At 60.0% G+C, this 19,967-nt stretch carries 15 protein-coding genes; 12 read left to right on the top strand and 3 right to left on the bottom strand.

Annotated elements, in window-relative coordinates:
• The 3 genes from lpxA to lpxB are packed head-to-tail and all read left to right on the top strand — an operon-like array spanning position 1 to position 2,881.
• The gene (gene lpxA / locus ACSQ2W_RS18080) at positions 1 to 813 is read left to right on the top strand and encodes an acyl-ACP--UDP-N-acetylglucosamine O-acyltransferase (RefSeq protein WP_436087488.1); all 813 of its coding nucleotides are present in this window, start codon (positions 1 to 3) and stop codon (positions 811 to 813) included.
• Between the two features lie 5 nt (positions 814 to 818).
• Positions 819 to 1,700, top strand: a complete 882-nt coding sequence (locus ACSQ2W_RS18075) for an LpxI family protein (RefSeq protein ID WP_436087487.1) — start codon at positions 819 to 821, stop codon at positions 1,698 to 1,700.
• Positions 1,697 to 2,881, top strand: a complete 1,185-nt coding sequence (lpxB, locus tag ACSQ2W_RS18070) for a lipid-A-disaccharide synthase (protein WP_436087486.1) — start codon at positions 1,697 to 1,699, stop codon at positions 2,879 to 2,881. Before ACSQ2W_RS18075 ends, lpxB begins: the two co-directional genes overlap by 4 nt.
• Before the next feature lie 29 nt (positions 2,882 to 2,910).
• Here the strand turns inward: lpxB and gltA are convergent, their stop codons facing one another.
• A complete protein-coding gene (gltA, locus tag ACSQ2W_RS18065) occupies positions 2,911 to 4,200 on the bottom strand; it encodes a citrate synthase (protein WP_113003615.1) in 1,290 nt (429 codons plus the stop codon).
• 311 nt (positions 4,201 to 4,511) lie between these two features.
• Here gltA and ACSQ2W_RS18060 point away from each other — a divergent pair, with 311 nt between their 5' ends.
• From ACSQ2W_RS18060 to exbD, 3 genes are all read left to right on the top strand, one after another.
• Complete coding sequence (locus ACSQ2W_RS18060) at positions 4,512 to 7,004, top strand: ComEC/Rec2 family competence protein (RefSeq protein WP_436087485.1); 2,493 nt, start codon at positions 4,512 to 4,514, stop codon at positions 7,002 to 7,004.
• 225 nt (positions 7,005 to 7,229) lie between these two features.
• Entirely contained in the window at positions 7,230 to 8,210 is a 981-nt protein-coding gene (exbB, locus tag ACSQ2W_RS18055) for a tonB-system energizer ExbB (protein ID WP_436087484.1), read from the top strand.
• A 4-nt stretch (positions 8,211 to 8,214) separates the two neighbouring features.
• On the top strand, positions 8,215 to 8,640 hold the full coding sequence (exbD, locus tag ACSQ2W_RS18050) for a TonB system transport protein ExbD (RefSeq protein ID WP_436087483.1): 426 nt from the start codon (positions 8,215 to 8,217) through the stop codon (positions 8,638 to 8,640).
• Positions 8,641 to 8,649: 9 nt separating this feature from the next.
• Here the strand turns inward: exbD and ACSQ2W_RS18045 are convergent, their stop codons facing one another.
• Positions 8,650 to 9,168: an acyloxyacyl hydrolase gene (locus ACSQ2W_RS18045; RefSeq protein ID WP_436087482.1), complete on the bottom strand. Its 519-nt coding sequence runs from the start codon at positions 9,166 to 9,168 to the stop codon at positions 8,650 to 8,652.
• A gap of 326 nt (positions 9,169 to 9,494) precedes the next feature.
• Here ACSQ2W_RS18045 and ACSQ2W_RS18040 point away from each other — a divergent pair, with 326 nt between their 5' ends.
• The 6 genes from ACSQ2W_RS18040 (at position 9,495) to exoR (ending at position 19,002) form a co-directional block, all read left to right on the top strand.
• Positions 9,495 to 10,160 carry a protein-L-isoaspartate O-methyltransferase family protein gene (locus tag ACSQ2W_RS18040; RefSeq protein WP_436087481.1) on the top strand — a complete coding sequence of 222 codons (666 nt, stop codon included), beginning with the start codon at positions 9,495 to 9,497 and terminating at the stop codon, positions 10,158 to 10,160.
• A gap of 309 nt (positions 10,161 to 10,469) precedes the next feature.
• Positions 10,470 to 11,867: a TolC family outer membrane protein gene (locus tag ACSQ2W_RS18035; RefSeq protein WP_436087831.1), complete on the top strand. Its 1,398-nt coding sequence runs from the start codon at positions 10,470 to 10,472 to the stop codon at positions 11,865 to 11,867.
• A 222-nt stretch (positions 11,868 to 12,089) separates the two neighbouring features.
• A complete protein-coding gene (locus tag ACSQ2W_RS18030; protein WP_436087480.1) occupies positions 12,090 to 12,968 on the top strand; it encodes a DUF2497 domain-containing protein in 879 nt (292 codons plus the stop codon).
• A gap of 126 nt (positions 12,969 to 13,094) precedes the next feature.
• Positions 13,095 to 15,935, top strand: coding sequence for a valine--tRNA ligase (locus tag ACSQ2W_RS18025; RefSeq protein WP_436087479.1), 2,841 nt, complete (start codon positions 13,095 to 13,097; stop codon positions 15,933 to 15,935).
• A 441-nt stretch (positions 15,936 to 16,376) separates the two neighbouring features.
• Positions 16,377 to 17,636 carry an OmpP1/FadL family transporter gene (locus ACSQ2W_RS18020; protein ID WP_436087478.1) on the top strand — a complete coding sequence of 420 codons (1,260 nt, stop codon included), beginning with the start codon at positions 16,377 to 16,379 and terminating at the stop codon, positions 17,634 to 17,636.
• Positions 17,637 to 18,204: 568 nt separating this feature from the next.
• A complete protein-coding gene (gene exoR, locus ACSQ2W_RS18015; protein ID WP_436087477.1) occupies positions 18,205 to 19,002 on the top strand; it encodes an exopolysaccharide production regulator ExoR in 798 nt (265 codons plus the stop codon).
• Between the two features lie 121 nt (positions 19,003 to 19,123).
• Here the strand turns inward: exoR and xth are convergent, their stop codons facing one another.
• Entirely contained in the window at positions 19,124 to 19,912 is a 789-nt protein-coding gene (gene xth / locus ACSQ2W_RS18010; RefSeq protein ID WP_436087476.1) for an exodeoxyribonuclease III, read from the bottom strand.
• Positions 19,913 to 19,967: the final 55 nt, after the last annotated feature.

Genomic DNA, 19,967 nt, shown 5'->3' with positions numbered 1-19,967 from the left:
ATGATTGCAGCCACCGCGAAGATCCACCCGCTCTCGGTTATCGAAGACGGAGCGGTGATCGGCGACAACGTCGTTGTCGGACCGTTCTGCCACGTCGGCCCGAAGGTCGTACTCGCAGACGATGTCGAACTGATCAGTCACGTGGTCGTGCTTGGGCGCACCACGGTCGGCAAGGGATCGAAGATTTTTCCGTCCGCTGTGATTGGCGGCGATTCGCAGAGCGTGCATCACAGCGCCGTCGATACGACGCTGACAATCGGTGAAAACTGCACGATCCGTGAGGGCGTGACGATGAATACCGGCACCGTCGAGCATGGCGGTGCGACGATCATCGGCGACAACAACCTCTTCCTTGCCTATGCGCATGTTGCGCATGACTGCCGCTTGGGCAACAACATCATCCTGTCCAACAACGTCATGCTCGCGGGGCATGTGACGGTCGAAGACCGCGCCATTCTCGGCGGCGGTTCGGCAGTCCACCAGTTCACCCGCGTCGGACGGCACGCCTTTATCGGCGGTCTCTCGGCCGTCAGCTACGATGTCATCCCCTACGGCATGCTGAACGGCAATCCGGGTATCCTGAGCGGCCTCAATGTCGTCGGCATGGCGCGGGCCGGCATCGAAAAGGCGAAGATCCACGAGGTCCGCCGCGCCTATAAGCAGATTTTCGAAGGCCCTGAATCCATTCGTGCCAACGCTGCCGCCATTCGTGCGGACTACGCCGATTGCACACCGGCCATGGAAATTCTCGATTTCATCGCCGCCGAGAGCGATCGCGCTTTGTCATCGCCAAGCCGAGGTAAAAAAGGCTGAGCGTGATGGCTATCGACAGCCGGCCGGAAAACCGCGGAAGGCTGGCCATCATCGCCGGTGGCGGCATGCTGCCCCATCACGTGGCTGAAGCTGCCCAGGCGAGAGGCGAGAAACCCTACATCATCGCCCTCAGCAACGAAACCGGACTGGACTGGTCTGATTTCGATCATCAGTTCCTGGGCATCGGCAATTTCAAGGCGATCAGCGCGGTCTTCCGCGCTGAGGGGATTGACCGTGTCGTGCTGTCCGGCGCCGTTCGCCGCCGTCCGGAATGGCGTGATATCAAGCCCACATTGAAGACGCTCGCCAAGGTGCCGGGTGTGCTGAAAACGCTGCTGTCAGGTGGTGACGATGCGGTGTTGAAAATGGCCATCGAACTCATCGAGGCAAGCGGTGCACGTGTTATCGGCGTGCAGGACATCATTCCCGAGTTGCTGGCGGAAACCGGGCCGCTCGGCGCAATCGAACCAGATCGCGACGACTGGAAGGATATCGAAGTCGCCGCCGCGGCCGCGGTCGCCCTCGGCAAGCTGGATGTCGGGCAGGGTGCTGTCGCTGTCGGCGGGCGCGTGGTCGCTCTAGAGGGGCCCGAGGGAACGGATGCGATGCTCGACCGTGTCGCTGCACTGAGGACCGAGGGACGGATTTCGACCCGCCGGCGCGGTGTTCTGGTCAAGCTCTGCAAGCCGCAACAGGATTTGCGCGCCGATCTGCCATCGATTGGCGCATCGACGATCGAGGGGGCCAGGGCTGCGGGACTAGCCGGCATTGCCGTCGAGGCCGGGCGCGCGCTGGTGCTGGAGCGGTCGCAGATGATTCCGCAGGCGGATGAGGCCGATATCTTCGTCACCGGAATCGATCGCGCATTTCTGCGAGACCTGCGATGAGCAAAGGCGATCTCAAGCTTGCTGTCATTGCCGGTGAGGTTTCCGGCGACCTGCTTGGGGCCGATCTGGTCAAGGCGTTGCGCCCCCTCGTTGGCGGCGATCTATCCGTCGTCGGCGTCGGCGGCGAGGGGTTGGAAGCGGAAGGCCTGAAATCGCTGTTCGACTATTCCGAACTGTCTATCATGGGTGTTTCGCAGGTGCTGGCGAAATTGCCGAAACTTGTTCTGCGCATCCGCCAGACGGCACAGGCGATCATCGCGACCAGACCCGATGTCCTCGTGATTATCGATAGCCCGGATTTCACTCATCGCGTGGCAAGGATTGTCCGCAAGTCATTGCCGGACCTGCCGATCGTCAATTATGTCTGTCCGAGCGTCTGGGCGTGGAAACCCGAGCGCGCCGTCAACATGCGCCCCTATGTCGATCATGTGCTGGCCGTGCTTCCCTTCGAGCCTGAAGTCATGCAGCACCTCGGAGGTCCGCCGACGACCTATGTGGGGCACAGACTGGCAAGCGACGCGAATGTGCTGCAGGTTCGAGCGCGGCAGGTGGAGAAACACGATGCAAAGGCTTGTATGGCGCCTGCGACCTGTCTCCTGCTGCCGGGATCGCGCGCCAGTGAGATCACCCGCCTGCTGCCCGATTTCGGCGAGACGGCCAAGGAGCTTCGCAGCCGTCATCCGCACATGCGGTTCCTGTTGCCGACCGTTCCGAAACAGGAAGGCTTGGTGCGGCAGATCACGGCGCCCTGGGTCATCAAGCCGGAAATCACCGTCGGCCCGGCCGCGAAGTGGCAGGCTTTCGCTGAGGCTGACGCGGCAATCGCGGCGTCCGGCACGGTCATTCTCGAACTGGCGCTGGCCGGCATACCGGTGATTTCAGCCTACAAGGCTGACTGGATCATTCGCCTGATGCACAAGCGCATCAAGATATGGACCGCCGCCATTCCCAATCTCGTCGCGGATTACCCGGTCGTTCCGGAATATCTCAACGAAGCCATTCGGCCTGGTGCGCTGGCGCGGTGGATGGAGCGCCTGACCGCCGCCACGCCGGAACGCGAGGCCATGCTGGCCGGCTTTCGGACGGTCTGGCAGCGCATGGCGACGGAGAGGCCGCCTGGGGAGGCCGCCGCCCGCATCGTTCTTGACGTACTCAACGAAAAAAAGCCCGGCCATCTCTGACCGGGCTTTTCCATTTTGTATTCCGCTGCTTAGCGTTTGGAAACGGGGACGTAGTCGCGTTCCGGTTCGCCGATGTACAGCTGGCGCGGGCGGCCGATGCGCTGTTCCGGGTCCTCGATCATTTCGTTCCACTGGGCGATCCAGCCGACTGTGCGGGCAAGCGCAAACAGCACGGTGAACATGGTCGTGGGGAAGCCCAGCGCCTTGAGTGTAATGCCGGAGTAGAAGTCGATGTTCGGATAGAGCTTCTTCTCGATGAAGTAGCTGTCCGTCAGAGCGATGCGCTCCAGTTCCATCGCCACTTCGAGCAGCGGGTCATCCTTGTGACCAAGCTCGGCAAGGACTTCATGCGTCGTCTTCTGCATGATCTTGGCGCGCGGGTCGTAGTTCTTGTAGACGCGGTGACCGAAGCCCATCAGGCGGAACGGATCGTTCTTGTCCTTGGCGCGAGCGACATATTCCGGAATGCGGTCGACCGAGCCGATTTCCGACAGCATGTTGAGCGCGGCTTCGTTGGCGCCACCATGGGCCGGGCCCCAGAGGCAGGCAATGCCGGCCGCGATGCAGGCGAACGGGTTGGCGCCCGACGAACCGGCGAGGCGAACCGTCGAGGTCGAGGCGTTCTGCTCGTGGTCGGCATGCAGGATGAAGATGCGGTCCATGGCGCGCGAAAGCACCGGATTGACGACATAGTCCTCGCACGGCACGGCAAAGCACATGCGCAGGAAGTTCGACGCATAGTCGAGGTCGTTCTTCGGGTAAACGAAGGGCTGGCCGATATGGTACTTGTAGGCCATCGCCGCGAGCGTCGGCATCTTGGCGATCATGCGCAGGCTGGCGACCATGCGCTGATGCGGGTCGGTGATGTCGGTCGAGTCATGATAGAACGCCGACAGGGCTCCGACACAGCCGCACATGACGGCCATCGGATGGGCGTCGCGACGGAAGCCGGTAAAGAAGCGCGACATCTGCTCATGCACCATGGTGTGGTGCGTGACGCGGTAGTCGAAGTCCTTCTTCTGGGCGGCCGTCGGCAGTTCGCCGTAGAGAAGCAGGTAGCAGACTTCGAGAAAGTCGCCGTGTTCGGCGAGTTGCTCGATCGGATAGCCGCGATGCAGGAGGACGCCCTGATCTCCGTCGATATAGGTTATCTTGGATTCACACGAAGCGGTCGAGGTGAAGCCCGGATCGTAGGTGAACTGACCAGTCTGTTTGTAGAGCGTGCCGATGTCGACCACATCCGGACCTATCGACCCCGATCGCACCGGTAACTCTACCGTTTTGTTGTCGACTGTTACGACTGCGCTTTTTCCTGTCATGGGGATCCTCCGTTTGCAGCAAATTGGCACACAATTATGCCGCAGATATTAACGCCGACCATGTGCTATCCGATTTAGTCACGGCTGCCAAGTTGAACCAAAGGCAAATTGTGCGATGCAAAAATAGGCATATGGCGACGCAATAATTGCATGTTCCGCCGCGATGTCCAATGAGATAATGGCCCTGACGATAACGGTCGCGGGGGGCGAGGAAAGTGACGCCTGTTTTTTAGGCATGGATCTCAGTGGTTGCATTCTTGCGATTGCGGTTGCAAGATGCGCGTGGGGCTGGCGCGGATGGAATTGCATCCATGGGTGAGGAACAGGGGCCGACGGTGGCACGGCGTACGCGATTTCGCGACGCTCAGTTAGACGCGCTCGAACACAAGCCGCAAGTTCCTGAAACGATTCAGGAATCACGGAAAAGCGCTGGTCCGGAGCGCTACATCTCCTTTCCCTTGGCTATACGCGCACGGTTTCCGCGAACGAAATGGCGTGTCGCCTTTCGGCGGGCTGTAGAGGAAGAGCAGGCTTTTGGTCATGCCTTGCTGTTTGCGCCGGTGTTTCTCGGCTTGGGCTCGCTTGCGTGGTTTTCCTTCGCCCAGTCACCTGGCTTTCTTAAAACTGCACTGCTGATGTGCATATTTGGCATGGCAGCGTTCCTGCTCCGGCATTCGCCGCGCGTCTGGCGGATTTTTGCCCTTATCGCCACCTTGTTTCTCTCGGGCATGGTGCTGGCCGCAGGCGAAACGGCCCGCAAGGACACCGTGCTTCTGGATACGCCGGTTACGACTGTTCTTCGCGGCACGGTCATCGCCCGGGAGACCACCGACCGGGGATACTGGCGCTTTACCGTCAACGTCGCCCAAACCTCGGATCCCGCTTTGAAGCGGGCGCCTGCAACGGTCACGCTCCTGTCCCGCAGCCGCGCAAAGCCGATCGAAATCGGTGGCGGGATCGAGGGCAAGGCACGGCTTTCTCCACCATCCGGTCCGGCTCTTCCCGGTCTGAACGATTTCGCCTTCGACAGCTATTTCAAGGGCATTGGTGCGGTTGGCTATTTCTATGGCAAACCGGCCGCGGTCGCTGCTGCGCCGGAAATCACCGGGGGCCTGAGCGCGACCTGGCATGTTCGCGTGCGGGAGACGATCGCACGGATGCGCGAAACAGTCGGCGCCCGCATTCGCAGCACGATCGGAGGCGATGCGGGGGCGATCGCCGCGGCCCTGGTCACAGCCGAAGAGCGTGCGATCAGCCGTCCGACGATCGAGGCGTTGCGGGAGGCGGGGCTGGCGCATGTGCTCGCCATTTCCGGGTTGAACATGGTGCTGGCCGCCGGCACATTTCTGATCGGCGCGCGAACATTTCTGAGCCTCATCCCAGGGCTTGCACACCGCTTTCCGGTCAAGAAGCTGGCGGCCGCTGGCGCCCTGATCATGGTGTTTCTCTATATCCTCATTTCGGGCGGCGCGGTTTCGGCGGTGCGGTCGTGGATCATGATTTCGATCATGCTGGTCGCCGTCTTCTTCGACCGGCCGTCGATCAGCCTGCGTAATGTGGCGCTGTCAGCGCTGATCATTCTGATGATCACGCCGTCGGCGGTGACAGGACCAGGATTCCAGATGTCCTTTGCGGCAACGCTGGCCCTCGTGGCCGGCTATAGCCATTGGCGGGAGCGGCCGGGCCGCGAAACGGTGTCCGGCGGCGGCCGAACGGCCGGACCTCTCAAAGCTGCCGGCGGATTTTTCGCGGGGTTGCTGCTCAGTTCCTTCATCGGCGGCGTGTCGACAATGATCTATTCAGCGGGTCACTTCCATCGCCTTGCTGCCTATGGGCTGGTCGGCAACATCCTCGCCATGCCCGTGATCAGCATCCTGGTCATGCCGTTCGCGCTGCTTGCCATGCTGCTGATGCCTTTCGGCCTGGATCGCTATCCGCTGCTCGTCATGGGGCAGGGGTTGGACTGGATGATTTCCATCGCCAATATGGTGTCGTCCTGGGGTGGTGAGGTGACGACCGGCCGGGTGCCTGACAGTGCCTTCATGTTGATCGCCGCCGGGGGGATACTCGCTTGCCTGTTGCGGACGTGGCTCGCTTTGTCGGGAATAGTGGTAATTGCTGCCGGGCTGCTGGCCGGGTGGGCCAGCACCGCCGCCCGGCCGGACCTTGTGATCGCCGAGGACGGGCGTCTCGTCGCCATGATCGAACAAGGCGAGGCGGCGAGTAACCGCACCAAACCGCCTGATTTCGTGTTTTCGCAATGGCAGCGGGCCATGCGCCTGGACGGCCATCAAAAGCCGCAGCAGCGAGCCGACCTTACCCTCAAGGATGCTGACGCGCCGCCGTCTGAAAAGAGGGGAACCGGCGATGGACGGAAAAACAAGCCGCCGATCGATAAGGATGCGGCTAGATCAGCCATCCGCAAGCTGCTGGCGGAGACCGCGCCGGGACGTTTTGCCTGCGTGCCGAAGCAGTGGTGTGCGGCAACAGTCCGGCCAGGATGGCGGATCGCCACGGTGGAAGACGCGCGCTTTGTCGGCATTGCCTGCGATGAGGCCGACATCGTCGTCACACCGGTCATGCTACCGTTTCGCAACTGCCGGTCCGGCGCGATGTTGCTCAGCGGCCAAAGCCTGCGGCGGACCGGCGCCGTCGAGATTTTCGCCGCAGACGGGCCCGCCGGACAGCAAGGCAAGACCGCGATGCGCGTCGTGACTGCCCTGGATCAGTTGCAGCGTCCTTGGACGCGCCACAGGACCTATGATTGGCGAACCGGTCAATTCGTCGTCGGTCCTGTCGAATGACGCCTGCTCCAAGGCGCCTGATGCTATTGAAAGCCTTTCGAAAAAAAGCGACTGCTTATTCTTGATTAAAATACTCCACAAATCCTTGCGTTTCCGCCATAGTACGTCGTATGAAGCCGCAATCGACGCAGGCGCACCGTCTCCGTCAGCTTTTCGCTTGAAGGATCGCATTCCCTTCACCTCTTTCTTTTGGGGGCGGGGTGATTGAAAAGGTAAGGATAGGTCATGCCGAACCGGGTAATGCCGAAATGGATGATGCTGGCGGCCGTATTGCTGGCGTTCTCGAATGCCGGAGCGCTCCACGCGCAGGAGGACCCGGCTCAGGTTGCAACCGAAATGCAGCAACCTGCCGAAAAGGCAACTGCAGGCGACGCCACGCAGCGTGCACCGGCAGATCAGGCAGCGCCGGCGCAGGCCGTTCGACAGAGTGAAGAGACTGCGGTGACAGCAGCCAACCCGGTGCTGCCGCACGATCTTTCTCCGCTCGGCATGTTCCTGGCCGCAGACCTCGTCGTCAAAGGCGTGATGAGCGCGCTTGCGCTGGCATCGGTCGCCACATGGGCGATCCTGCTCGTCAAGATGTTCGAACTGGCCGGCGCCAAGCGAAGCGGCAAGCGGGCGGTTCGTCTGCTGACGGATGCGGTCGTGCTGCGCGATGTCGGTGAAAGCCTGTCCGGCAGGTCGGGTCCGGCAGGCCGCATGGTTGCCGCTGCGAATGATGAACTGGCGAAATCGGCTGCGGTTCTCGATCTGGTGTCGGCACAGGGCGTCAAGGAACGTGTTGCCTCGCAGCTCTGCCGCGTCGAGGCTGTCGCCGGAAAACGCGTTGCCGGCGGCACAGGCATTCTTGCGACGATCGGCTCGATCTCGCCGTTCGTCGGTCTTTTCGGCACGGTTTGGGGCATCATGAATTCTTTCATCGGCATCAGCCAGGCACAGACGACCAATCTGGCGATCGTTGCGCCGGGTATTGCCGAAGCGCTGCTTGCGACGGCCATCGGGCTCGTTGCCGCCATCCCCGCCGTGGTCATCTACAACTATTTCGCCCGTTCGATCAGCGGCTATCGCCTGATCCTGGCCGATGCGTCCGCCGCGGTCGAGCGGCTCGTCAGTCGCGATCTCGACTTCCGCCAGGCACGCCGTCTCACGCCGCGCAAGGCCGAAAGCCATATTCATTCGGACGCCGGCATCGCACGGATCGGATAACACCATGGCGAGCAAAATCAGCGAAGGTGGCGGCGACCTCGAGGAAAATAGCGAAATCAACGTCACGCCCTTCATCGATGTAATGCTCGTGCTGTTGATCATTTTCATGGTGGCGGCGCCGCTCGCCACCGTCGATATGAAGGTCGACCTGCCACAATCGGCAGCCCAGCCGGCCAGGCGCGACGACAAGCCCGTTTTCGTGACCCTGAAGGCCGATCTGTCCCTGGCGCTCGGCAATAAGGAAACGGCACGCGTAAACTTCGTCGCGGAACTCAACCGCATCACCGAGGGCAATACGCAGGCCCGCATCCTGCTGCGTGCCGACAAGGCTGTCGGCTACGGCGAACTGATGGCGGTCATGAACCTCATCCAACAGGCGGGTTACACGAAAATCGGACTGGTCGGGCTGGAGGCTGCGCCCTCCGGCTGAGTGGCGTGCCTAGAAATTGTAACCGATCGCAAGACCGGCATGGCTGAGGCCATCATTCGACCCGTCGCAGACATTGGCATTCGACGAATGGTCCGCGGTGGCCAAAATCTGCCAGTTATCCGTTATCCGGTAACCGACGGCGACTTGTTCCCGAAACAGAAAGCGGCAGCCGAGTTTCGGCCCCTTCGTGCCGTCGTCGTTCAAGTCGCCGTTATGCACCGTGCCGCCGAGGCCGAGTTCGACAAAGAGCTTGTCGGTAACGTTTGCCGTCCAGGCGAGGCCGCCATAGACCTGATCGACGCCGTCACCGGTTCCGACCGAAGCACCGAGATAGATCCTTGGCTCCAGGACGGATTGCTGCCACGTCACTGCGGTACCGCTCGACAGGGGATCAAAGAAGATTGTGGCGGAGGGAAAGATACCGGATTCGTGCGTGCCGCTGCCATTGATCGAAGCGCTGGTTCCAAAACGCAGCTCGTCGAAAACCGTGTCGGCGGCGAATACATCGTGATGCGTTGCGAAAGACAACAACAAAACGGCTGAAAGAAATCCGAACCTTGCATTGGGCAGGCGTCTTTTTCTAAAATTCGTCTGCACTTCCATCCCCATCCCCCTGATTCGCGTGCATAAGGAATCTGCCCATTTTCCCTCTCGACGGGAAGTCAGATTCTGACTGCGCGCTTTCTCGAAGCTTGCTTTTTTGCGAGAACTGCGTTCCATAGCTTGAAACGGCGGGGGCGCGGATTTATGAGCGTTAGCAAGCCCGGTCGGCGAAGCGCTGCCGGTGGTTTTATCTGCGCGGGCGAAGAGTCCGCGAACGCCGGAAAACGATCCGGATCATGAGGGCAGGCAGGATGAATTTCGAAGCAGCACGCATCAAGATGGTCGACAACCAGATCCGCACCACGGATGTGACGTCGCATACCGTTCTCGCGGCATTTCTATCGGTCCCGCGAGAAGAGTTCGTACCTGCCGCGATGAAGCCGCTTGCCTATATCGATACCGATATCGAGCTGCCGGCCAGCGGGGCATCCGCACGGCGCTATCTGATGGAGCCGTCGCCGCTGGCAAAACTCTTGCAGCTTGCAACCATTTCCAAGAGCGACAAGGTGCTCGAGATCGGCTGCGGCACGGGTTACGCCTCGGCAATTCTCTCGACGCTTGCCGGTTCGATCGTGGCGCTCGAAAGTGATGCCGCGCTTGCCTCCGCGGCCTCCGAAACGCTGGCCCGTCTTGGTTACTCGAATGTCTCGGTCGTCACAGGCGACCTTGAAAAGGGGCACGCGGCCGCCGCTCCTTACGATGTGATCTTCGTCCACGGCGCCGTCGAGACAGTCCCTCATTCCCTGCTTGCGCAGTTGAGTGACGGCGGCCGTCTGGTTGCAGTGGTCGGTTCCGGCAATGCGTCTCGGGCCAAGCTCTTCCTCCGCGAGAATGGTGTCACCTCGGAGCGGTTGGCCTTCAATACGGCGGTAAAGCCGCTGCCGGGCTTCCGGCTTGCTCGCGAATTCGTGTTTTGATGTTCCGCTTGCTGAGGGTGCTCAACATCTGATTGCCAGCCCGTGCGTGCAATGTTGCGATTTAGCAACGTGATCCCCGTTTTTCTTCAAATTGGGGCATTGGAAAAGGCCGGCGCAGTTGTCGATTGGGAAAATTAGGGGTTTCTAAAAGTTGGTCGCGGATGATAAGAGCGGGATCGGTCGGTCGCTTTGTGAAGCCTCCGCCGGGCGAATGTGACGGACATGAGGCTTTCCGAGTCGTCTGGGATGCCCTACGGTTGCAAAAAAACGGGAAGCTCTGGCCGCGCCAGCTTCCGTACCGGAGTAGAGATAGTGTCGATTTTCCGTAAAACAGCTGTGGCAGCAGCGCTTTCCACCGCCTTGTCGCTCCTGCCGTATGCCGTTTCCGCCGAAACGATCTATGGCGCGATGGAGAAGGCCTATCAGAACAATCCCGACCTCAATGCCGTTCGTGCCGGGCTTCGCGCAACTGATGAGGGCGTGCCGATTGCCAAGGCCGGCTACCGGCCGCGGATATCGGCGACGGCGACGGGGACGTTGACGAGACTGGAAAGCGAACAGGGCCCCCTTGCCGGTGGCGGGACTGCGACCGAGGATTTCCATACGGGGTCTGCCGGTATAACGATCACGCAGCAGATTTTCGATGGTTTCCAGACATTGAACAATGTCAGGGCTGCCGAAGCGAATGTCTTTTCAAGCCGTGAAACGCTCAAGGCAAACGAGATTTCCATTCTGCTGGCGGCTGCACAGTCCTATGCGAACATTGCGCGCGACCAGCGGATCGTCACCATCCGCAAACAGAACCTGGCCTTCCTCAAGGAGCAACTGAATGCTGCGAACGCGCGGCTGGATGTGGGCGAGGGCACGCGAACGGACGTCAGCCAAGCGCAAGCCGAACTGGCCAGCGCGCAGGCACTCCTCGTCACCGCGGTAGCGCAGGTGAAACAGAGCGAAGCGGTTTACGTGCAGATCGTCGGCTTTGCGCCGAAGGGGATCAAACAGCCATCGCCCGCGTCGAAAGCCCTGCCGAAGAGCCTGGATCAGGCGGTTGCCACGGGCCTGCGCGAGCATCCGACGATCGCTGCTGCCCAGTACAACGTCGATGCGGCGGGATACGGGGTAAAATCTGCCGAGGGAAGCATGCTTCCGGGTGTCGTCGTGCAGGGGGCACTGACGCGTAATACCGGCAATTCACTCGGTAGCGGCGGTCTGGACGGTAACACCGCTTCAATCACCGCACGGCTCGAAATCCCGCTCTACCAGGGCGGCGCTGAGTATGGCCAGATCCGCCAGGCCAAGGAGCGGCTGGGCCAACAACGTATCCTTGTTGATTCCGCCCGTGCAGAAGTTCAGCAGACGATCGTCACCGCACATGCGCAGCTTGAGGCGGCACTGGCAAACATTAGCGCAAACAAGTCTCAGGTGAGCGCCGCAAACATGGCTCTGGCCGGTGTCATCGAGGAGCGCAAGGTTGGCCAACGTACGACGCTTGATGTGCTCGATGCCCAGCAAAGTCTGCTCGTCGCCGAAGAAAACCTGGTGACATCGCAGCGCAATGCCGTTGTCGCCAGCTATTCGCTTCTTGCTTCGATGGGGCGTCTGACGATCAAGAGTCAGGGGCTGCAGGTTGCCGAATATCGTGCTGAGGAGCACTACGAGGCCGTCAAGGACAAGTGGTTCGGATTGCGAACCGTTGATGGCCGCTGATCCGCATCTCAATCTGCTGACCTAATTTTCGAAAGCCGCGCGCCGAAATGGACGTGCGGCTTTTCTGTTCATGGCAGCGGGTGCCGTTGCCAACAAATCTGTGCAAGAATCCAAGTTGATGATTCGCGTCGTTTTGTTCGGCGCCGAACTCGCATACAGTCCGCGTCAACGACTGCGCGGCAACGTTTCGATCAAACGCGACCGAAGAAAACGGGGATAATTATGGCACAGGCCAATGTAGCGCGTGAACCTTCGATGGATGAGATTCTCGCCTCCATCCGAAAGATCATCGAAAGCAATGAACCGGGCATACCCGGTTTCCCCGCCAATGACATTGGCCCCGCGCCTGACGACGGCTATCGTTCCGACCTCGCCTATGACGAGGCCAGCGCCGACGACATTCACCTGACCATCGACGACGACGTGCTGGTGGCGGAATTCGAGGCGGACGTCCAGCAGTCTGTAGCGGCCGCCGAGCACCAATTGCGGGAGCCGCAGCAGGACATTGCAAAGCCCGCAGTCTCCATCGCGACACCGCCGCAGTCTCTTGCCGATGTTGCGGCGCGTGTGCGCGCAGCCTCCGAGCGCCATTCTGCGCCGCTTCGGGAGCCGGAAACTGCCGGCAATCCTGCAGCAAAACCGGATAGCCCACTGGTCACGTCGCGCATGGCGCCGGCCGTTGCGCCGCAGCCTGCGGATGCCGCTTCCCGCGGCGCCGAGCCTGCCCCCTCAGTGACGCCTGTGTCGGCTGTCGCGTCCTCACAGCCTGCGCCTGTTAGCGATGAAATGCGCGCGGTGCAGGAGGCCAAGGCGCCGTCACCGATCGTCTCCGAACCGGTGGCGCAAAGTCAGCCGATTGCCGTTGTGGCAGAAAAGGAGATCGCGGCGATTGTTTCACCGGCGGTTGGCGAACAGGTCGCCCGGTCCTTCGGGGATTTGGCTCTGGCCATCGATAGCAGTGCCCGCCGTTCCTTCGACGAAATCGCCGAGGATATGCTGCGGCCGATGCTTCAGGAATGGTTGGACGACAATCTGCCGACGCTTGTCGAGCGCCTTGTGCGGGAGGAAATCGAGCGCGTCGCCCGCGGTCCGCGACGGTAACCGCCGAAAATCCCCGAGATAAAGCCGCCAGCAATCGCACTGGCGGCTTTTTTGCTGTTATTATTGACACCAAAGCCTCGTTCCGATTTACAACCACCCATATCAATCAGCAAGTTTGGCTTCAGAATGCTTGAAAAAACCTATGATTCCGCCGCTGTCGAACCGCGCATTGCCCAGCTATGGGATGACGAGGATGCCTTCCGTGCCGGAGCGGGAGCAAAACCGGGTGCGGAGACTTTCTGCATCGTCATTCCGCCGCCGAATGTCACCGGCTCGCTGCACATGGGCCATGCGCTGAACAACACGCTGCAGGACATCATGGTGCGCTTCGAGCGCATGCGCGGCAAGGATGTGCTCTGGCAGCCTGGCATGGATCATGCCGGCATCGCAACGCAGATGGTCGTTGAGCGTCAGCTGATGGAGCGGCAACAGCACCGCCGCGAAATGGGCCGTGACGCGTTCATCGACAAGGTGTGGGAATGGAAAGCTGAATCCGGCGGTCTGATCTTCAATCAGTTGAAGCGGCTCGGAGCCTCCTGCGACTGGTCTCGTGAACGCTTCACGATGGATGAGGGCCTGTCGAAGGCCGTTCTCGAAGTTTTCGTCTCGCTCTACAAGGACGGCCTGATCTACAAGGACAAGCGGCTGGTCAACTGGGATCCGAAGCTCCTGACGGCGATTTCCGATCTTGAGGTCGAGCAGGTCGAAGTCACCGGCAGCCTTTGGCACCTGCGGTATCCGCTGGAAGAAGGCGTCACCTACCAGCATCCGATCGCCTTTGACGAGGACGGCAAAGCGGCCGAATGGGAAGCGCGCGACTATCTGGTTGTCGCGACGACACGCCCGGAAACCATGCTCGGCGATACCGGCGTCGCGGTCCATCCGAGCGACGAGCGCTACAAGTCGATTGTCGGCAAGCACGTCGTACTGCCGCTCATCGGTCGGCGTGTCCCGATCGTTGCCGATGAATATCCAGACCCGACAGCGGGCACCGGTGCCGTCAAGATGACGCCGGCGCACGATTTCAACGACTTCGAGGTCGGCAAGCGGCATCACCTGCGCCAGGTCAACATCCTGACTATCGATGGTCATTTGACGCTGGCCGGCAATGAGGACTTCCTCCACGAATTGCCATCGGGCCATGATCTCGAAGCCTTGATTTCCAAGCTCGACGGTGTCGAGCGTTTTGCCGCCCGCAAGATGATCGTTTCGATGTTCGAGGAGCACGGGCTGCTCGACAAGATCGAACCGCACAAGCATACGATCCCGCATGGCGACCGCGGCGGTGTTCCGATCGAGCCGCGGCTGACCGAGCAGTGGTATGTCGATGCCAAGACGCTCGCCAAGCCCGCGATCGCATCCGTGCGCGAAGGCCGCACGAACTTCGTCCCGAAAAACTGGGAAAAGACCTATTTCGAATGGATGGAAAACATCCAGCCTTGGTGTATCTCGCGTCAGCTCTGGTGGGGCCACCAGATTCCGGCCTGGTACGGACCGGACGGGCAGGTTTTCGTCGAGAAGACCGAGGAAGACGCGCTGCACGCCGCGATCCAGCACTATCTGTCGCATGAAGGCCCGATGAAGGCCTATGTCGAGGATCTGCTCGAAAACTTCCGCCCGGGCGAAATTCTCACCCGGGACGAGGATGTGCTCGACACCTGGTTCTCCTCGGCGCTCTGGCCCTTCTCGACGCTCGGCTGGCCCGACAAAACGCCGGAACTCGACAAGTATTATCAGACGGACGTTCTGGTCACCGGCTTTGACATCATCTTCTTCTGGGTCGCCCGCATGATGATGATGGGCTTGCACTTCATGAAGGACGCGGACGGGACCCCCGTCGAGCCTTTCCACACGGTCTATGTGCATGCGCTGGTCCGCGACAAGAACGGCCAGAAGATGTCGAAGTCCAAGGGCAACGTCATCGACCCGCTGGAACTCATCGACGAATATGGCGCCGACTCGCTGCGCTTCACGCTGGCGATCATGGCGGCTCAGGGGCGCGACGTGAAGCTTGATCCGGCCCGCATCGCCGGTTACCGCAATTTCGGCACGAAGCTCTGGAACGCGACGCGCTTTGCCGGCATGAACGGCGTTGCCAACGATCCCACGTTCGTACCGGAAACCTGCTCCCTGACGATCAACCGCTGGATCCTGACGGAACTTTCGCGCACCATCCGCGATGTCACCGAAGCCATCGAAGGCTACCGCTTCAACGAGGCGGCAGGCAGCCTCTACCGCTTCGTCTGGAATCAGTTCTGCGACTGGTACCTCGAATTGCTGAAGCCGGTCTTCGGCGGCGAGGACGAGGCTGCAAAGGCGGAATCGCAGGCTTGCGTCGCCTATGTGCTCGATGAGACCTACAAGCTGCTGCATCCCTTCATGCCGTTCATGACGGAAGAACTCTGGGCGCAGACCGCGGGCGAGGGCAAGACGCGTAATGGACTTCTTTGCCATGCCGAATGGCCTGCCGCCCCTTACGCCGACGATGCCGCAGCAGGCGAGATCAACTGGCTTATCGACTTGGTCTCCGGCATCCGCTCGGTGCGCTCGGAAATGAACGTCCCACCGGCTGCGATCGCGCCCCTCGTCGTCGTTGAAGCGAGCATCCTCACCAAGGAACGCCTGCAGAGCCATGCGGCTGCGATCCGCCGGCTCGCGCGCGTCGATGCGATCGATCTTGCCGCAACAGCACCAAAGGGTAGCGCCCAGATTGTAGTCGGCGAGGCGACGGTTTGCCTGCCGCTCGGCAGCCTCATCGACCTTGTCGCCGAGAAGTCGCGGCTTGAAAAGGCAATCGGCAAAGTCGATCAGGAGCGCGAGCGTATCCTCGGCAAGCTGTCGAACGAAAAGTTCGTCGCCAATGCCCGGCCTGACGTGGTTGACGCCGAGCGGGAACGCTTGGCCGAGCTTGATGGTCAGAAGACGTCGCTTGGGGTGGCGCTGGCACGGGTCTCGGACGCCGGTTGACGAATCGGAAACACACAGGCCCGAGCGAGACCTGGCTTGTTAGGATTGGAAAAGGCGGCTTCGGCCGCCTTTTCATATGCAGCCTGATTCTCTGCGTAAAACGCCCGGGGGCCTTGTGAGCGCGGCAATCGGCCTTTGATGTCAGATATTTCGTGACCGAGGCGCCAAGGCGTCAAAAAGCGGCATTGTTGTGTCAAGGTGACACTTGGTTACGTTTATGAAAAATTATTCCAAAAATGATCTTTGTGCGGAAAAGTAGAGAAAAGTTATCCCGATTTTGGCGAATTTCACGCCATTCCAGATTTTCTTACGTAAATTTTTCGTGATCTTCTGCCATGAAGTGCGAAATGCAGGTATTTGCCATTAACCCTTCGCAGTCGATACTTGTCTTCAAAGCGGTTGGCGTGCACGACGACCACTGTGTGTTCAGGGGAGGAACGGATGGCTCACAACAAAATCAAGGCGGCGATGATGGCGACGGCGGCCGTCTTGCTTAGCTCAACGGCGGCCAGCGCGGGCGGTCTCGAACGGGGCGGCTACAACATCGATCTGCTGTTCGATCCGTCGACCTATGCCGCCGAGGCTGCGACGACCTATGTCAATCCGCAGCGCGAACTGGATAACGTTGACGATATCAATCCGGCAAACGGCGTGTTTGACCTGACCCGCCCGACCAGCGGCGTCGAGGATACCGAAGGCTATTGGGTACCGCGTATCGGTGTGAAGGCTGGCTTCGGCGACAGCGTTGACTGCATGGCCGATTATTCGCAGCCATGGGGAGCGCATACTAATCCCGGTACCAACTGGGCAGGTGTCAACGATAACATCGAAACCAAAATCGAAAGCGACAACTACGCTGCGACTTGCTCCTACAAGTGGGATGTGGGGCAGGGACAGTTCCGCGTTATCGGCGGTGGCTTTTACCAAGAGGTGGGCGGTTTCAAGGAACGCCTCGTGAGCCCTATCATTGTCCCGGGATTTGACGGTATTGGGCGGCTTGATCTGGACGGCAGCGGTTGGGGTTGGCGCACCGGCGTGGCGTATGAAATTCCAGAATATGCGTTACGCGCAAGCCTCGTTTACAACAGTGCAGTTGATCTCGACAATCTGGAAGGAACGATCGACCTCACCAAAGTTAGACTGCCGGTTTTTGGCCCCGGCGGCGTTCTCATAACCACCGTTCCCGGAACGACATACGATGTGTCCAGTTTTGCGTCTATGCCGGACTCGCTGGAGCTTAAACTTCAGACAGGCATCGCGCCTGGCTGGCTCGCTTTCGGCTCGATTAAGTGGACCGACTGGAGCCAACTGCAGGTCATTCAGGTTACTGCGAACGACACGTCGGATCCGCGTAATCTTCCGACCAGCCTCGACCTGCTTTATCGCGATGGCTGGACGGTTAGCGGCGGTATCGGCCACAAGTTCAACGACCAGTGGAGCGGGGCTGTCAGCCTGACGTGGGATCGCGGCACCAGCCACGGCTACGGAACCCAGACGGATACCTGGACGGTCGGCACGGGCGTTTCCTACATGCCGACCGAGAATGTCGAGCTTCGTCTGGCCGGTGCCATCGGCATCCTGACGAGCGGCAGCTCCGGTCCGCAAACATACCAGGGCGAAGTTGTCGGCGACGACGTAACCTATGATTTCGGCACAGATATCGTCAGTGCCGTCTCCACATCGCTCAAGATCAAATTCTGATCAACAAACAGACACGCCAGCAACAGGCGGGGCCCGGTGTTCGCATCGGGCCTTTTTGCTTCTCCAGCTACCGCTAACGGCAGCCGGCCTCTGCTCTGCTCCGAGCATTGTCGCTTCACGCCCCGCCGATTGTTCTACCGCCCTCTGTGACTCCGTTTCCAAGAATTTCAGCGTTACTGCTTGGATTGTTCCCATTTCCCGCGTGACGAATTGTGACGATTCAGCAACACATTCTTTCTATAGTCTGTGGCGGTCGGGAGAGGGGGGATTGTGTCTATTTCCCGCCACAAACTGGGAGCACCGATGAGCTTGACAAACCTGCACAGAAGTTTTGAGCATGCGGCGTTTGAGGTAAGATGAGTCATCGCGTTTTCGAAAAATTCCAGGCTTCCCGTGACGTTTCATGGCTTCGAAGCAGCCTTTTAAGGTTGTTCGAAGGAGCGTTGCGGTGCGAGTTCATTGAAGCTGTCAGGGCAAGCCGCACTCTTGCCGGAAACGCTGACTACAGGGATCTCGCTTGGCCTGGCTTTGACCGGCTCTTGGGATTGAACGGAAGATATAGACTATCATGCTGATACGCGGTTACCGGTCGTTGACGTTTCTTGTTTTGACTGTTGCGCTCGCGCTGACCGCACAGGCGCGCGCTGCGTACGCTTTTGATCCGAATGCCGGCGTCTCCAAGGAATCCGGTCCCTTCGCACTCTTCAAATTCGGTTTCTCTGCTTACAAGAACGGCCGCAAGGACGAGGCGGTCGAAGCCTATCGTTATGCCGCCGAAAAGGGCCATACCGGCTCCCGATGGGCCTTGGCCAACATGTATGCTTACGGCGATGGTGTGGCGGAAAACGACCTCGAGGCCTTCAAGATTTACAGCGAAATTGCCCAGGTGGGTGTCGAACCGGGGTCTGAGGACACCGGTTATTTCGTCAACGCCCTGATTTCGCTTGCCGGTTACTATCGTCGTGGCATTCCGGACAGTCCGATCAAGAGCGATCTCAGTCAGGCCCGCCAGCTCTATTTCCAGGCTGCCTCGACCTTTGGTGTCGCCGAGGCGCAGTTCCAGCTGGCAAAGATGCTTCTCGCGGGCGATGGCGGCAGCGTTAACGTCCAGCAGGCCAAGAAATGGCTCAATCGTGCCCGCAAGAACGGCCATGCCGGTGCCATGGGCGTTTTCGGCAATGTGATTTTCCAGGAAGGCCAGGCGGCGCGTGGACTGGCTTATATGACCGCCGCTCTCGACCAGTGTTCGCCGAAAGATCGGCCCTGGCTGCAATCCCTTCAGGAGCTGGCCTTCTCGCTCGCCAGTGAAGATGATCGCCGCGCCGCGATCGCCATGTCGCAAAATATTCACCTTGACAGCGATTGAGCGGCGCCGCAACGACAGCACCGCGCGTCTTGTCAGACGCGCAAAGGTCGCTGTTGCACTTTGAATTGCTGCATAATTTTATCCTGCATCGAATGCGATCTAAGGAATTATGCAGTAGACGTTACGCCGCGAAGTTGAATTTCGCCGCGACCGGCACATGGTCCGACGGCTTTTCCCAGGCGCGCACGTGCTTTTCGACTCCCGTCGAAATCAGCCTGTCGGCCGCCTCCGGCGAAAGCATCAGGTGATCGATGCGGATGCCGAAATTCTTTTGCCAGCATCCTGCCTGGTAATCCCAGAACGTATAGAGCGGGGCCGCGTCTGTCGTCGCCCGGAGTGCGTCGGTAAAGCCGAGATTTTCAAGGCGGCGGAATGCTTGACGGGTCTGCGGCTGAAACAGCGCGTCGTTCTGCCAGACCTTGACGTCCCAGCAGTCGTACGGCTCGGCGATGACATTATAATCGCCCGCGAGAATGAGTGGCTCCTCCAGCGCGAGACGATTTTCCGCAAAGGCGCTGAGACGATCCATCCAGGACAATTTATAGGCGAATTTTTCGGTTCCGACCGGATTGCCGTTCGGCAGGTAGATCGAGCAGACGCGGATGGCGCCGCCGTTGACGGAAAACACCGCCTCGATGAAGCGCGACTGCTCGTCCAAATCGCCGCCGGGCAGCCCGCGGTTGATTTCATCAGGCCGCATCTTCGACAGGATGGCGACGCCGTTGAAGCCCTTCTGGCCGTGCGTCTCGACATGATAGCCAAGCGCTTCGATCTCTAGGCGCGGAAAACCCTCATCGACTGTTTTGATTTCCTGGAGGCAGACGATATCAGGCTGCGATTCCTTCAGCCAGGCCACAAGGACGTCCATGCGGGCCCTGACGCCGTTGATGTTCCACGTCACGATTTTCATGTGGTTGGCGTCCTTTTTGTTGACTGCGTATGGCCCGCCTTCCTTTTAGCGTCGC

The organism is Pararhizobium sp. LjRoot255, from assembly GCF_964252905.1.
In the GTDB taxonomy this organism is placed as follows: Bacteria; Pseudomonadota; Alphaproteobacteria; order Rhizobiales; family Rhizobiaceae; genus Pararhizobium.
The sequence above is the reverse complement of the archived record's forward strand: the minus strand, read 5'-3'. Positions and strand labels throughout refer to the sequence as shown.

Excerpts from the sequence above, each read along its gene's own strand:
- lpxA (WP_436087488.1), top strand. The coding sequence starts at position 1 with ATGATTGCAGCCACCGCGAAGATCCACCCGCTCTCGGTTATCGAAGAC.
- ACSQ2W_RS18075 (WP_436087487.1), top strand. The coding sequence starts at position 819 with ATGGCTATCGACAGCCGGCCGGAAAACCGCGGAAGGCTGGCCATCATC.
- lpxB (WP_436087486.1), top strand. The coding sequence starts at position 1,697 with ATGAGCAAAGGCGATCTCAAGCTTGCTGTCATTGCCGGTGAGGTTTCC.
- gltA (WP_113003615.1), bottom strand. The coding sequence starts at position 4,200 with ATGACAGGAAAAAGCGCAGTCGTAACAGTCGACAACAAAACGGTAGAG.
- ACSQ2W_RS18060 (WP_436087485.1), top strand. The coding sequence starts at position 4,512 with ATGGGTGAGGAACAGGGGCCGACGGTGGCACGGCGTACGCGATTTCGC.
- exbB (WP_436087484.1), top strand. The coding sequence starts at position 7,230 with ATGCCGAACCGGGTAATGCCGAAATGGATGATGCTGGCGGCCGTATTG.
- exbD (WP_436087483.1), top strand. The coding sequence starts at position 8,215 with ATGGCGAGCAAAATCAGCGAAGGTGGCGGCGACCTCGAGGAAAATAGC.
- ACSQ2W_RS18040 (WP_436087481.1), top strand. The coding sequence starts at position 9,495 with ATGAATTTCGAAGCAGCACGCATCAAGATGGTCGACAACCAGATCCGC.
- ACSQ2W_RS18030 (WP_436087480.1), top strand. The coding sequence starts at position 12,090 with ATGGCACAGGCCAATGTAGCGCGTGAACCTTCGATGGATGAGATTCTC.
- ACSQ2W_RS18025 (WP_436087479.1), top strand. The coding sequence starts at position 13,095 with ATGCTTGAAAAAACCTATGATTCCGCCGCTGTCGAACCGCGCATTGCC.
- ACSQ2W_RS18020 (WP_436087478.1), top strand. The coding sequence starts at position 16,377 with ATGGCTCACAACAAAATCAAGGCGGCGATGATGGCGACGGCGGCCGTC.
- exoR (WP_436087477.1), top strand. The coding sequence starts at position 18,205 with ATGCTGATACGCGGTTACCGGTCGTTGACGTTTCTTGTTTTGACTGTT.
- xth (WP_436087476.1), bottom strand. The coding sequence starts at position 19,912 with ATGAAAATCGTGACGTGGAACATCAACGGCGTCAGGGCCCGCATGGAC.